Below are 14,516 nucleotides of genomic sequence, written 5' to 3' on the forward strand. Positions count from 1 at the left end.
CTACAACAACAAACGGATCAAAACTAAACTAAAAGGACTTAGCCCTGTGCAGTACAGAACTAAATCCTTTCACTAATATTTTTTGTCTAACTTTTTGGGGTCAGTACAAAGACCAAGAGGCTTTCACCTTTTCAGAAGCCCACACAATAGCTAAATCCCTATCCACATATTTTATTCAAAAATCAAAGCCGAAACACTGCTGTCTCGGCTTTTTTGATTCAAAGAATATTAGCTGTTCAAGTGCCATACTTCTTCTTCGTATTGAGCGATAGTACGGTCAGATGAGAAGAAGCCAGCTTTGGCAATATTGACGATAACTTTGTCCATCCAAGCATCGCGGTCTTCATAGTCAGCCAGCATGCGCTCTTTGACTTGGATATAGTCTTCTAGATCCAGCAGGGTCATGAACCAGTCCTTGCTGATCAGTTCATTGTAAAGACGTTCCAAGCGTTCAGCTTTACCAACAGCCAATACTTCATCGCTGATGATAAAGTCAACCAATGGCTTGATAGCTTCACGTGCATAGTACTCACTAGACTTGTAAGCAGATTTTGCGTAGAGGTCAATAACAGTCTCAGAATCTTCACCGAAGATGTAGATGTTGTCTTCGCCGACCAACTCTGCAATCTCAACGTTCGCTCCGTCCATAGTACCAAGAGTCAAAGCACCGTTAAGCATGAACTTCATGTTACCAGTACCAGATGCTTCCTTAGAAGCCAGGGAAATCTGCTCAGAAATGTCACCAGCTGCAATCAAGAAGCTAGACGCTGTAACATTGTAGTTTTCTACCATAACTACTTGCAGGTGTGGAGCCACTTGAGGGTCATTAGCAATCACTTCTGACAAGCAAAGGATAAGGTGGATGATGTCCTGTGCAATTGTGTAAGCAGGAGCAGCCTTCCCACCGAAGAAGACAGTGATTGGACGAGCAGGGATGTTACCAGCCTTGATGTCCAGATACTTGTGGATAACGTAGAGAGCGTTCATTTGTTGGCGCTTGTACTCATGCAGACGCTTGATTTGGATATCAAAGATAGATTCTGGATTGATTTCCACGCCTTGTGCTTCCTTCAAGTGACGAGCCAATTTACGCTTGTTATGAGCCTTGATACCTTCCAATTTTTCTTTGACATTTGCAGCGCCAGTGAATTCCAACAAGCCTTCGAGCTTAGTTGCATCATGGTGCCAGTCGCGGCCCAGCAACTCATCCAAATAATGAGACAGGCGTGGGTTGGCATGCATGAGCCAGCGGCGGAAAGTAATACCGTTGGTCTTGTTATTGAATTTTTCAGGGTAGATATCGTAGAAGGCCTTGAGCTCAGAGTTTTTCAGGATTTCTGTATGCAGAGCGGCAACCCCATTGACACTGTATCCGTAGTGGATATCCATGTGCGCCATGTGCACACGATCGTCCTCATCAATGATTTGCACTGCTGGATCTGCGTATTTGGCCTTAACGCGCTTGTCAAGCTCTTTGATGATAGGCACCAGGTGCGGTACTACTTCTTTCAAGAATTCCAGAGGCCATTTTTCAAGAGCTTCTGCCAGAATCGTGTGATTTGTATAAGCAGTCATCTTCTGTACGATTGCAATTGCTTCATCCAGATCCAAACCACGTTCAGTCAAGAGACGAATCATTTCTGGGATAACCAGAGATGGGTGGGTATCATTGATTTGGATGACAGCATAGTCTGCCAAGTCGTGCAGGTTGCTGCCTTTTTCAATCGCTTCGTCAATAATCAGCTGAGCACCATTTGAAACCATGAAGTATTGCTGGAAGATACGGAGCAATTCCCCTTGCTTGTCACTATCATCTGGATAGAGGAAGAGGGTCAAGTTGCGAGCGATATCTGTCTTATCAAAGTCAATACCGTCTGTAATGATATCTGCATCCACTGAGTCCAAATCAAAGAGACGAAGACGGTTCTTAGTTTCTGTCTTGTAGCCTGGCACATCAATATCATAAAGAGTAGATGTCAGAGTGAAGTGAGCAAATGGCACTTGGTAGCTGCGGCTAGAGCGAACCAACCAGTTTTGCTCAGTCAGCCAGAAGTTAGGAATAGTTGTCTGTTCGTTGTTTTTCAAAACCTGCTGGAAGAGACCAAAGTGGTAATTCAGTCCTACACCATCACCATTAAGACCAAGTGTCGCAATAGAGTCCAGGAAGCAGGCAGCCAGACGGCCCAAGCCTCCGTTACCCAGAGACGGCTCCAACTCAACTTCTTCTACCTCGATCAAGTCTTTACCGGCATCTGCCAGTTCTTGCTTCACATCGTCGTAAAGCCCAAGGTTGATCAAGTTGTTAGACAAGAGTTTACCGATCAGAAACTCTGCTGAAATATAGTAGAGTTTTTTCTTACCAGTATTGACTGGCTTTTGAGCGCTGGCTAATTTAGTGTAGTTCAAAAGAGCCAGATAAAGTTCTTCATTGCTGCAATCAGCAAGATTTTTTGAATAAGTATTTTTGATATAAGTTTGTAAGTTTGACATGATTACTCCTTTCAAGTCTAGTTAGCTATTCTTTATTTGTTAATTAAATCGGTATTCATACGACGGTAAGTCTTAGTCAAGCTATAAAGCTCACCTTCGACAATTGGATTCAACTCTTCAGCTGTCATCCGCCAAGTCCAGTTGCCACCAATTGTGGATGGATAGTTCATCCGTGCTGCACTGTCTAATTCCAGCAGGTCTTGCATGGTCGCAATGGCCATAAAGCTGACTGAAGCAAAGATTGTGCGCAGCATTGCATGAGGTACTGTTTCGTACTCCTTGCGGTTGGTGTACTGTGCCATGTACTGGCGAGTAGCGTCGTCAATCTCATCCTTGTACCAGCCCAAAACAGTATTGTTATCATGGGTTCCTGTATACATGACTGAGTTGTTTGGCGCCAGATGCGGACTGTCGATGCTTTCATCATCAGGATTGAAGGCAAATTGCAAGATCTTCATTCCTGGGAAACCAGTGCGCTCGCGCAGTTCGATCACTTCGTCCGTCATAAAGCCTAGGTCTTCTGCGATGATATTCAAATCACCCAAAGCTTCCTTAACTGCTGCAAAGAGTTTGTAGTCTGGACCTTTGACCCACTTACCAGAAGCAGATGTTTCTGAGCCGGCAGGTACTTCCCAGTAAGACTCAAAGCCGCGGAAGTGGTCGATACGGACAATATCGTAAATCTTGAAGCTTTCACGCAGACGCTCAATCCACCAAGCATAGCCATCTTTGTCCATAGCTTCCCAGTCATAGATAGGATTGCCCCAAAGCTGGCCAGTCTCTGAAAATTCATCTGGCGGACAGCCTGCCACACAGGTCGGTTTGCCAACAGCATCTGTCTTAAAGAAGTGCGGCTGTGCCCACACATCAGCACTGTCAGCTGCCACATAGATTGGCATATCACCGACAATCTCGATGTGATGTTCATTAGCATAGGCTTTTAATTTTAACCACTGCTTAAAGAAGAGATACTGAGTCACACGATGGTAGGTCAGCTTGTCAGCCAACTTCTCACGATAAGAAGCGAGACTAGCAGCCTCACGGCGACGGATCGCTTCATCCGGCCACTCAGTCCAAGCTAGATTATCAAAATGCTCTTTGATAGCCATGTACTCAGCGAAAACTTCCAGCCAAGCTGCATTTTGCTCCACAAAGCTCTCATAGTCAGACAGATCGTCTGCTTTCAAGAAGCGAGCTACTGCTTTTTCCATGATTGGACGGCGAGCATCGAAAATCTTTGCATAATCCACTTTTCTAGGATCATCTCCGAAATCAGCTCCCTTAACATCCGCCTCGTCCAACAAACCTTCTTCTATCAGAATATCAAAATCGATAAAGTAGGTATTCCCAGCAAAAGCAGAGAAAGACTGATAAGGAGAATCACCATAACTGGTAGTTCCCAGTGGCAAAATCTGCCAATAGCGCTGCTTGGTGCGAACCAAGAAGTCTACAAAATCATAAGCACTTTGGCCAAAAGATCCGATACCGTACTTGCCCGGAAGGGATGAAATGTGCATGAGCACGCCGCTTTGACGTTTTTTCATTTTATCACCTCGTTATTTTTTCCTCTACGCCTTTTCATTTTTACTTAATGCAAACGTTTGCGTCGACTTGATTATAACCTATTTTTTTTTTTAGTGCAAGGGGTTTTGAATATTTTTTTAATTTATTTCTTAAAGGCTCTAGGGCTTTTTTAGGACTTCCCTACTGCCCCAATTGTTTAACGTTTTTCTCTTCTTGCAAGCGTTCTCTTTTTGTGTTAAAATGTTCTTACAAACAGAAAACGTTTGCGTTTGCGGAGAAACTGCTTCATACTTGCTTTTTTGACCACAATAGTTAAGCAAAATCACTGGTTGCGATAGCTATTTTTGGCATAGGTTTGCATGACTCTTAGAAAGTAAGTGCTTCTACTAGTAGATTCAAAATAGTTGATGTTATAGAAATGATTTCCAGCAAATGCAGGCCTTTAGGAGGTTTTTATGCGAGTTACTATCAAAGAAGTCGCAAAACTAGCAGGCGTATCCCCCTCTACCGTGACCCGCGTCGTGCAAAATAAATCAACCATCAGTGAAGAAACTAAAAAACGTGTCCGTGCTGCTATGAAGGAGCTGGACTATCATCCCAATCTCAATGCCAGAAGTCTGGTCAGCCAGTCTAGCCAGGTCATCGGCTTGGTCCTGCCGGACGACTCAGATGTCTTCTATCAAAATCCTTTCTTCCCAACTGTATTGCGAGGGATTTCTCAGATTGCTTCTGACTATGACTATGCCATCCAGATCAGCACAGGGCAAGATGAAGCGCATCGCTTGGAAAATCTGAAGCAGATGATTTTAGGAAAACGAGTAGGCGGACTGATTTTTCTTTATTCTAAGCAGGACGATCCTTTGGTCGACTTTGCAGTCAGAAATAACTTCCCTTTCCTTATCCTTGGGAAAGCTGTCTCACCTTTCATCTCTCTAGTGGACAACGACAATATCAAGGCTGGCTATGACGCGACCAGATACTTCCTTGACATGGGCTATCGAAAAATCGCCTTTCTGGCCGGGAATAAGGAGCTGGTCGTTTCCCAGGATCGTTACACAGGCTACAAGCAAGCTCTGAATGAAGCAGAACAGCCTTTGGATGAACGCATTATCAAATTCGCCTTCGGTTTCCTTCTGGAAGACAACAGTTACAAGATTATGGAGGAACTGCCGTTGGATGAGATTGAAGCCATCGTAACCTCCGATACTCTAGTAGCAGAAGGAGCCCTGCACTATCTCAAAGATCAGGACTACCAGATTCCCATTGTCACCTTTGATTCTATCAAACCACGCATTGATGTGGATGCCTATATCGATATCAATGCCCTCGAGCTTGGGAAAGAGTCTTTCCGGACCCTCTTCCAAATCATCAAGGACAATAAAGAAGACAAGCAAATCTGCTATCGCCAGCTGATTCCGCATAGCATCAGCACTCGCTAATCCGAGTGCTTTTGCTCATTTATCAACGATTCACATATCAGCCTTGTCCCACCCTAGGGAAAAGCCTAAACTCAAAACAATTACCCGAAGAGAAACTGACAAAGAAAGAGGAAAAACATGGCCTTTCGTATTTTTCAAGCCTATTTAGATGACGAAAATATCATCACTATCGAACTGGAAAAGAGCTTTGAAGCCTACTCCATCCACTTTACACTGGAAGACAAGCACAGCTCTAGCCCCTTAACCATCAAAAACATCAACAATCAGGAAGAGCGGATTATCTACACTGTATCGGCTAATGAGCCCATTGACCTGACGCAGTCCTACAAGGTCTATGACCAAGACCGCAACCATACCGACCTGCAGTACCGCCATATCGTGAAAAAGCCTATTTTCGATGAGATTTTTGACTATGCGGGCGACGATTTGGGAGCTCAATACAGTCCCCAAGCCACCGATTTCAAACTCTGGGCACCTATTTCTGAAAAAGTCCTCCTACATCTGAAAGACCAGGTTCATCACCTCAAACGTCTGGATAGGGGAGTCTGGCATACACGGATTGAGGGAGATTTAGAGGGAGCCTCCTATTCTTATCTCCATAAGATCAATGGCAAGTGGATTGAAGTCCACGATCCCTACGCCCTATCCTCAGATGTCAATTCGGGCAACAGCTATGTCATCAATCTAGACAAGATTAAAAAGCCTATCAAACGAGCGAAAACACAGCTGAATCCGACAGAAGCCGTCATTTATGAAATGAGCGTCCGAGATTTCTCTATGCAGAAAGAAGCTGGCTTCTCCTATCCTGGGAAGTTTGCCTCGCTAAGCGAATCTCCAGTCGTCCACGGTCAGAAGTTCGGTCTGGACTATCTTAAAGAGCTAGGTATCAGCCATGTGCAGCTTATGCCTGTCTACGATTTTGGCAGCGTTGATGAAAAGCATCCAGAGCTTGTCTACAACTGGGGCTACGATCCTGTCCAGTACAATGTCCCAGATGGCAGTTTTGCCAGCGACCCACGAGACCCCTATGCCCGCATCTTAGAACTGCAGGCGGCCATTACTGCCTACCACAATGCTGATATCAGCGTCATCATGGATGTGGTCTACAATCATGTTTATGACGCCAACAGCTATGCTTTTGAAAAAATCGTGCCCGGCTATTTTTTCCGGCTCAATGACATGGGCTACCGGACCAACGGAACCTTCTGCGGTAATGATGTAGCCAGTGAGAAGGCCATGGTCCGCCGCTATATCAAGCAGTCGGTCAAGCAATGGGTCAGCCTCTATGGCTTTGACGGCTTCCGCTTTGATCTGATGGGGATTTTAGATATCCAAACCATGCAGCAGATAGCCAACGAGCTCAAGGCACTCTATCCTAATATCTATCTCTATGGTGAAGGCTGGCAGATGGATACTGGACTGGCAAGTGAGCGATTAGCCCATCAGTACAATGCTGCCCAACTTCCGGATTATGGATTTTTCAGTGACCATTTCCGTGACAGTCTCAAACAGACCATCGCCCAAGGCCGACAAATCGAGAGCAAGACTCCTGCCAGTCAGCTTGAAAATGTCCTGACAGCCAATGTTGGTCTAAAAGGTGAGGCTCATTTCACTGCGCCCCAGCAGGCCATTAATTATGTCGAGTGTCATGACAATGCGACGGTTTTTGATTACTTTGATATCGTCAATCCTGCTATCACTCTGAGGGATCGGCTGTCCAATTCGCGGCTAGCTCTCCATCTCGTCCTGCTGGCTCAAGGTGTGCCCTTTATCCACAGCGGTCAGGAATTTTTCCGGACTAAAAATCTGATTGACAACACCTACAATATGCCCGACGAGATCAATAAGCTAGACTGGCTGCGCTCCCTGCATTACACAGAAGACATCGCTTTTGTCAAAAAGCTGATTGCCTTTCGCAGGGCACATACGCTGCTGCATCTAAAGACCAGCACCGCCATCAAGCAAGCCTGTCAGGTCAACTGGCTGTCAGACAGTTTATTGGAGTACAAGATTCAAGACAGCAAAGAAAGTATGACAATCGTCATCAACTTTGGCAACCAAGAGGCTGTCTACGAAAACAAAAACAAGCAGAAGCTACACCTCCAATACCCAGCAATTGATGCCCAAAAACCAATCGCACCGCTAGCTGACAGTTACAGCCTAGCTGGTAAGCAGTTGATTGTGTTGAAATCATAAAAAAAGAGACTAGGTCTCTTTTTTTATGTACTATTTCACTCCTCAACAAAGAGTCCCAAGATATGGACATTGTCTGCGACGGAGACGAAGGCAGTTGGATCTGTATGCTTCATGATTTGCTTGAATTCATTAAACTCAGCTCGGGTGATAACCGTCACCAGAACAGCTTTTTGTTCATGATTGTAAGTTCCTTCTGCCCCATGGATAACTGTCGCCCCGCGGTGCAGCTTGTTATGAATCTTATCAATCACCCTATCCGGATGGCTGGTGATAATCATAGCCTGCATGCGCTTCTGCTTGGTAAAGACAGCATCCGTCACCCGGCTAGACACAAAAATAGTAATCATAGAGTAAAGCGCATATTCCCAGCCAAAGGTCAAACCCGCAATCAGCATAATAATTCCATTGACAATCAAAGAAATATTCCCGACATTCCGACCTGTTTTTTTTCCGAACAGTCAGACTGACAATATCAGTCCCACCGCTGGAAATACTGGACTTAAGGGCAAAGCCAATCCCTGCTCCCATGACCACACCGCCGAAAAGAGCGTTGATAATAGGATTATCAGTCAAGGTCACTTCCGGCACAAACTGGATAAAGAGCGAGCTCATGGTAACCGTGATAAAGGTGAAAATGGTAAACTTATGCCCAATCTGGTACCAGGCCAGAATCATCAGCGGAATATTGATAGCGTAAAAAGTCACAGAAACCGGAATGGTAAAACCTAAGAAACGAGTGCTGAGGGCAGTAATGACCTGGGCCAGACCAGTCGCACCGCTGGAATAAACATGCCCCGGCTGAAAGAAGAAATTGACTGCGACAGCTGACAAAAAGCCATAGACAAGCGAGGCAGAAATCTTCTCATCGTACTTCTCACGCGAGATACTCTTTAAGGACCGCAAAATCTTAAAATTATAAGCAAACCTGCGGACATAATAGCGAAAGAGTTTGTAAAAATTAGTCTTCTTCATGTGCTTCCACTTGTAAACTTAATTCCTCTAGTTGAGCGACCGACACTGGGCTAGGTGCCTGTGTCATTGGATCAGAAGCCTTGTTATTTTTCGGAAAGGCAATAACTTCGCGGATATTTTCTTCACCAGCCAGTAACATCACAAAGCGGTCCAAGCCCAGAGCCAAGCCGCCATGCGGTGGAAAGCCATAGTCCATAGCCTCCAGAAGGAAGCCAAACTGCTCAGCAGCTTCTTGAGCTGAGAAACCAAGCGCCTTGAACATCCGCTCCTGCAAGTCTTTCTGGTTAATCCGAAGACTTCCACCACCTAGCTCATAACCATTGAGGACGATATCATAAGCCACAGCCCGTACCTTGCTCAGATCGCCTTCCAGCTCTTGCTCAGAATCTTTCTGAGGCAGGGTGAAAGGATGGTGGGCACTCATGTAGCGGCCCTCTTCTTCTGACCATTCAAACATAGGCCAGTCCACCACCCAAAGGTAGTTAAATGTATCTGGGGCAATCAAGTCCAGCTCTTTGGCCAAACGAACACGAAGAGCTCCCAAAGCAGCGTTTGCCACTTCTAAAGTATCAGCTACAAAGAGAACTAAATCATTATTTTCAAGCTGTAAAGATTCTGTCAACTGACTTGTCAAGTCTGTCAAGAACTTGGCTACTGGGCCAGTCAGCTCACCATCAACCACTTTCACCCAAGCAAGACCCTTGGCACCATGCTGTTTTGCTTGCTCTGTCAGCTTGTCGATGTCCTTCCGAGAGTATTTATCTCCAGCATTTTTCACTACGATAGCCTTGACAGCTGGAGCTTCTGAAAAGACCTTGAAGTCAACTCCCTTGACAACCTCTGTCAAGTCTTGCAACAACATTTCAAAGCGTGTATCAGGCTTATCAACCCCATAAAGAGCCATAGCATCATCATACTTCATACGTGGGAAAGGCAGCTTAACGTCAATGCCCTTAGTTTCCTTCATGACACGAGCAATCAAGCCTTCTGTAATGTCCTGAATCTCCTGATCAGACAAGAAAGAAGTCTCCAAGTCTACCTGAGTAAACTCTGGCTGACGGTCACCGCGCAAGTCCTCGTCACGGAAGCATTTAACAATCTGATAATAACGATCAAAACCAGCATTCATCAAGAGCTGCTTGGTAATCTGCGGACTCTGCGGTAGGGCATAAAAATGGCCCTGATGAACCCGACTAGGCACCAAGTAATCACGCGCCCCTTCTGGCGTTGACTTGGACAGGAAAGGTGTCTCCACATCAAGGAACTCCAACTCATCTAGATAGTTACGGATAGAGTGAGTGACCTTGGCACGAAGCTTGAAGTTCCCCAGCATCTCTGGCCGTCGCAAGTCCAGATAACGGTAGCGCAAGCGCGTATCGTCATTCACCTCGATGCCGTCTTTAATTTCAAAAGGAGTCGTCTTGGCTATATTTAAGACATTCAGACTTTCCACATGCAGCTCCACGCTTCCTGTCGCCAGCTTGTCATTGGCTTGCTCACGCGCTGCCACCTTGCCTGTCACCTCCAGCACAAACTCACTGCGCAGGCTTTCTGCGGTCGCCATAACCTCTGCAGCCACAGTCTCAGGATTGATGACCAGCTGCATAATGCCTTCGCGGTCTCGCAAATCAATGAAAATCAGACCGCCCAAATCCCGACGGCGGGCAACCCAGCCCTTCAAAGTGACTTCCTGACCAACATGCTCCTTGCGAACACGCCCAGCATACATAGAACGTTTCATCTTTACTCTCCAAATTTTTAATTCTGTTACTATTTTACCACAAAGCGCCTAAGAAAGCCCTTCTGTCCGTTCTTTTTCTGAAAAATATTAAAGCTCTACATGACTATTGCTGACATTTATGACAAAAGGCCTGAGGCGAAGACCCCAGACCTACTGTGCACTGTGTGCTCTATTTATTAGTCCCCTTTCTTGCGATCCTCATAGATATTAGGCGCAAATGCTTTTGTCACCATGGCCGTCACGAAGCGAAACCCTCCCGCTGCCAAACCAAAGATCGGCGCCAAAGCACGGAAGAAAAAATCCCCCCGCATAAAATAACAAAGCAGACCTGTAATCACGAAGATAGCCAAACCCTGCACCAGAGCCACCAATAATATTTTCTTCATCATTCCCTCGACTTTCTATAGACTATTATAGCATAAGAGGGATGGATATAGAAATTCATTTTTTTGATAATCGTAGTTTAACGAAAGAAATAAAAAGTACAGAGTTCTCAAAAGTTTAGAGAAGTAAACTTTCTACAAAAAATATTACTCTTCTAAAGCATATAAAAGCTTTATAGAATAGCAGTAATTAAGGCGGAAAAGTAAGATATTTTGCTAATACGGATAGTCACTATATTTACTACGGCTGAATTCCATTTGTTTCTTATCCTGACCACTGAGTCCATTATATGCTGCTACTTTTCCTTTCTCACTATTAGTAAAAGTAGCTAGCTTTTCTCCCCCAATCACGCTAGCAATATTATGATCCATAGCCCGAAATTCCCTTGCAGCAGAGTTAAGAAATTCATCTAGAGCATCTACTGTTTCAGTCAAATCCTTGGCCATCTCCTTTGCCTTAGCCGTTGCCTCACGAAATGCGTCTGAAGCAGAAGATTTCACTAGACTATCTGTATCCTCTCTCATGTAGTGCTCCATAGTACTATAACGGACTTTAAGTCCTTCTATTTTATCAGCATCGATTAATTTTTCTCCCATGCTTATTCTCCTTCCTTATAGTATTTTTGTAATTCTTCCGCTGAATTAATGACATGTTCCTGCCCATCTACTGAATATTCAGCTGGGATAGTTACATTCTCAAATACATTCGTTCCTGGCGGAAAGAAGAGTTCGGTCACGTTTTTTACTAATTCGACATCGGTTTCTTTATTTAAGAAAGCAATACAAGCATCTTTTTCATGCATAATCTTATATACTTGGGGATATTTACTTGATAGAAGTGAATTCTCAAATTGTTTTTCTGAATAAGAATTTTCTAGAGACATCCATGTTAAATGAAGTGCGACACCTCTTTTTTCCATACGTTCAGCAAAATTAGTGAAGATCGTAAAATTATTAGGAAGATCTCTATATGGATTAATTCCCTTATCTGAAACAATTCTCCCTTCATCTAGATTAATACAATATGCCTTTTTTTTATCAGTTGACTTCTGTCTTAAATAGATTACTGCATAATACTTTTGAGTGTTTGAGTCCGCTATAATATCTGAACGTATTTTTATCGGAATCAAATCAGAGTCGTAATTACGTACCATCTCAAAAACATCAAATTCTCTCTTTTTTAATTTTTTATTCTGGAATTTGTAGACTGCCAACTTCCAATATTCCCCTTTTTGAGGAATATTTCGATTAAATTCATCTTTATTCAATAGATTTGGATTAGCTTTGAGCTTCATGTAACTATTGACGAAATATCCAGAGTCAAACTCTCTTATAACATCATAATCAGGATCTACTATATATGATTTTGCTTTTTTCATATTTTCCTGTTCTTCAGAATTTACAACATTCCAGTTATAAGCAATAGCCTTATCGTTTTCAAGAAAGCTATAAACAGGTTCATATTCAGGAGAATAATACGTAAACTGTCCGTATTTTTCTTGAAATTCTTTCGCATTTTTTTGATATAAATACCAAATAGCAAAAACTGAGAAGCTTATTAATGATAGAAAAATTAGAATACGAAAACTCTTATTTCTTTTGCTCATATCTTCCTCCCTATTTAATAACTGATGGCTGATATGCATTATTGAGATAAGCAGTAAAGCTCTCAAATCCGTCAATAGATTCGCGTTTATCTGTAACATCTGCATCTTGTATAGCATGAATTCCAGTTTCTAACTGCTTTAATTGTTTATAATTCATTTGTTCGATGGACACTTTACCTTTTTCATCATCTGGCGCCCCTCCCAAGAGATAATTCTTGATCTCATTATCAATTTTTAGGTCATTTAATTTTTCACTATAAGCTTTTAGAGGAATCCCATTCTCTTTCAAATAACCTGTCACACCAAGATTATCCAATTCCTCAATACGCTTATATGCACGGAAATCATGATAATTTTCGGTACCAGTCATAACTGTTTGCCCATTTGCCTCTAAGGCCCAACCACCTTTGCCAATAATACTGTTGCGTAGGTTTGCAAATTCTACCTTTTCCTTATCATCTAGAATCTGCTGTTGTACTTTATATTTGGCGTGAGCCTGCATCAAATCAATTGCAGAAGCAGCGGCCGCAAAACCTTGGTTGTGATTTAATCCAGCCTGCGCTGAATTTTGGTGAGCACCTCTTTTAAATAAGGAAAAGCCAGACTTATCTAAAGCATCTAACCCTGCATGAAGTGGTCTATCTAAAAACAATTTACTTACAACAGAAGCTACCCCAACAACTGCTGGGACTGGTACGACACCATTAGACGCTGCTGCTCCCAGAATTAATAAACCACTAGCCATAGATTTCATATAAGAAACTTTTGCTGCTTGACGTTCACGTTCAAGGTCTGTCAGTCTTTTTTCTACTTCACTACCTACTTGACCTGCATAACTAGTATTAAACTTACTAGTATATATAGTTTCGGCCGACCGTGCACTATGTTCATAAGAAGGAAGTGGTGACCCATTGAAGGAGCCAAGCCAACCAGAACGTTTAACAACAATTTCTTTACCATCCTGCCAAATTTTGATATCATCATCAACAATTGCCTCTTGATCAGCCTCATTTAGGTGAAATTTACTAGACGGGATTTTAACTTTGATTTGACCATAATTAATAGCAATTAGGGTCTTTATGAAGCCATTGTACCGATTAACTCTCATCATTTCGTTATCTAATGCTATCATTCTATCAGAATCCAAGCTAGCTTTCCCATACTCATTGTATTCCGCTTCCTGCAATTTACGAACATCTTCAGCATGCTCATCTCCTGCAAATAACATCCCCCTTAAGATACGCTGAGTGCGCTCCTGAGGGACTTTTCCTAAAGCCCCAAATAGAATATTCATTCGACCTTTTTTTATAATTTTCCCATGTTTATCATATTCATCAAAGTCACCTGCTTCCATCCAATTTAATACTTCCTCGCCTAAGATACGATAACCACCAGAGGTAACCTTTTCGTCATTGATTTGGCCAATATCTTGAAGCCGATCTTCCAATACAATTTTTAAAACTTCTATGTCAGCATCGTTTTGTATTAAAGCTGTATAGTACATATTTTCAGCAGTAAGATGTCCTTGCTTGATTTGATCAAACAGGTAGGTTGCATTAGCTGAAGCAAAAGCCTTCGCATTCTGAACGACTCTAATATAGACCTCTAGTGTTGCCTTTATATTTTCCAATTCTGATTTAAAAGCTGTATTACCTTGATCAAGCTGCTGGTGAGCAGTCTTACGATTAGTAACACTCTGAGTTAATTCAGTTGTTGCTGTTGTAGTGGGTGTAACAACGTCTGGTGACTCAACCCCTAATACCTCTGCTGCTTTATCAAGAGCAGACTTCAATGATGTTTTCGTCGTGTCAATCTCTGTAATTTGATCCGTTTCAATCTTAGAAGCAACACTATTTATACCATCACCTGAGGTTTTAGCACGACTGGTAAAACCAGCTCCTTTGACAGTTCCCTCAAAAGTACTCACAATTGTACTGTACTTCTTTAACGTTTCTGGCACCTGATCAAAGACCTGACTCTGAAGTGTATTTAAACGGGATAGGAAAGCTTGGATAGCATCAGCATGACTCCCTTGAATTTTGTCTGTAAAGTTGCGTTGAGTTTGATCTCCTGCTGACTGGACAGCTTCCGCATAGGAACTAATAGATACGCTATAAGTTCCAAGTCCTGGAACATCTTTTACTTCAATAACTTCTGACATCGC

Annotated in this window: 10 protein-coding genes and 1 pseudogene; 3 read left to right on the forward strand and 8 right to left on the reverse strand. The window is 43.1% G+C overall.

All coding sequences use genetic code 11. From position 1 onward, the window contains the following. Positions 1–76 (forward strand): IS3 family transposase (locus RG608_RS09165; protein ID WP_308946906.1); only part of this gene is annotated, 76 nt, incomplete at its 5' end. A gap of 152 nt (positions 77–228) precedes the next feature. Here RG608_RS09165 and glgP read toward each other — a convergent pair. Both glgP and malQ read right to left on the reverse strand, forming a co-directional pair. Continuing rightward, the gene (glgP, locus tag RG608_RS09170; protein ID WP_268687173.1) at positions 229–2,490 is read right to left on the reverse strand and encodes a glycogen/starch/alpha-glucan family phosphorylase; all 2,262 of its coding nucleotides are present in this window, start codon (positions 2,488–2,490) and stop codon (positions 229–231) included. Between the two features lie 32 nt (positions 2,491–2,522). After that, positions 2,523–4,034 carry a 4-alpha-glucanotransferase gene (gene malQ, locus RG608_RS09175; RefSeq protein WP_268687172.1) on the reverse strand — a complete coding sequence of 504 codons (1,512 nt, stop codon included), beginning with the start codon at positions 4,032–4,034 and terminating at the stop codon, positions 2,523–2,525. 435 nt (positions 4,035–4,469) lie between these two features. On the opposite strand from malQ, the gene RG608_RS09180 reads away from it, so the two are divergent. Next, on the forward strand, positions 4,470–5,453 hold the full coding sequence (locus tag RG608_RS09180) for a LacI family DNA-binding transcriptional regulator (protein ID WP_308946882.1): 984 nt from the start codon (positions 4,470–4,472) through the stop codon (positions 5,451–5,453). Between the two features lie 117 nt (positions 5,454–5,570). Continuing rightward, complete coding sequence (pulA, locus tag RG608_RS09185; protein ID WP_308946884.1) at positions 5,571–7,649, forward strand: type I pullulanase; 2,079 nt, start codon at positions 5,571–5,573, stop codon at positions 7,647–7,649. Between the two features lie 35 nt (positions 7,650–7,684). Here pulA and RG608_RS09190 read toward each other — a convergent pair. The 6 genes and pseudogenes from RG608_RS09190 to RG608_RS09215 all read right to left on the reverse strand — a co-directional run bounded on the left by RG608_RS09190 (position 7,685) and on the right by RG608_RS09215 (position 14,513). Continuing rightward, positions 7,685–8,621 (reverse strand): annotated as a pseudogene (locus tag RG608_RS09190) (YitT family protein). Further along, the gene (gene aspS / locus RG608_RS09195; RefSeq protein WP_268687168.1) at positions 8,608–10,362 is read right to left on the reverse strand and encodes an aspartate--tRNA ligase; all 1,755 of its coding nucleotides are present in this window, start codon (positions 10,360–10,362) and stop codon (positions 8,608–8,610) included. The pseudogene RG608_RS09190 and the gene aspS overlap by 14 nt, the downstream one beginning before the upstream one ends. Positions 10,363–10,538: 176 nt before the next feature. Then, entirely contained in the window at positions 10,539–10,751 is a 213-nt protein-coding gene (locus tag RG608_RS09200; protein WP_268687167.1) for a hypothetical protein, read from the reverse strand. A 210-nt stretch (positions 10,752–10,961) separates the two neighbouring features. Beyond that, positions 10,962–11,342 (reverse strand): WXG100 family type VII secretion target, encoded by a 381-nt coding sequence (locus RG608_RS09205; protein WP_002899634.1) that lies wholly within the window; start codon positions 11,340–11,342, stop codon positions 10,962–10,964. A gap of 2 nt (positions 11,343–11,344) precedes the next feature. Continuing rightward, on the reverse strand, positions 11,345–12,352 hold the full coding sequence (locus RG608_RS09210; RefSeq protein WP_268687166.1) for a hypothetical protein: 1,008 nt from the start codon (positions 12,350–12,352) through the stop codon (positions 11,345–11,347). Between the two features lie 10 nt (positions 12,353–12,362). Next, on the reverse strand, positions 12,363–14,513 hold the full coding sequence (locus RG608_RS09215) for a hypothetical protein (RefSeq protein WP_268687165.1): 2,151 nt from the start codon (positions 14,511–14,513) through the stop codon (positions 12,363–12,365). Positions 14,514–14,516 lie beyond the last annotated feature (3 nt).

Origin of the sequence: Streptococcus sp. IsoGale022 (genome assembly GCF_031142805.1) — a bacterium.
GTDB lineage: Bacteria > Bacillota > Bacilli > Lactobacillales > Streptococcaceae > Streptococcus > Streptococcus sanguinis_A.

Coding starts and splice junctions, on each gene's coding strand:
- glgP (WP_268687173.1), bottom strand. CDS start 2,490: ATGTCAAACTTACAAACTTATATCAAAAATACTTATTCAAAAAATCTT.
- malQ (WP_268687172.1), bottom strand. CDS start 4,034: ATGAAAAAACGTCAAAGCGGCGTGCTCATGCACATTTCATCCCTTCCG.
- RG608_RS09180 (WP_308946882.1), top strand. CDS start 4,470: ATGCGAGTTACTATCAAAGAAGTCGCAAAACTAGCAGGCGTATCCCCC.
- pulA (WP_308946884.1), top strand. CDS start 5,571: ATGGCCTTTCGTATTTTTCAAGCCTATTTAGATGACGAAAATATCATC.
- aspS (WP_268687168.1), bottom strand. CDS start 10,362: ATGAAACGTTCTATGTATGCTGGGCGTGTTCGCAAGGAGCATGTTGGT.
- RG608_RS09200 (WP_268687167.1), bottom strand. CDS start 10,751: ATGATGAAGAAAATATTATTGGTGGCTCTGGTGCAGGGTTTGGCTATC.
- RG608_RS09205 (WP_002899634.1), bottom strand. CDS start 11,342: ATGGGAGAAAAATTAATCGATGCTGATAAAATAGAAGGACTTAAAGTC.
- RG608_RS09210 (WP_268687166.1), bottom strand. CDS start 12,352: ATGAGCAAAAGAAATAAGAGTTTTCGTATTCTAATTTTTCTATCATTA.
- RG608_RS09215 (WP_268687165.1), bottom strand. CDS start 14,513: ATGTCAGAAGTTATTGAAGTAAAAGATGTTCCAGGACTTGGAACTTAT.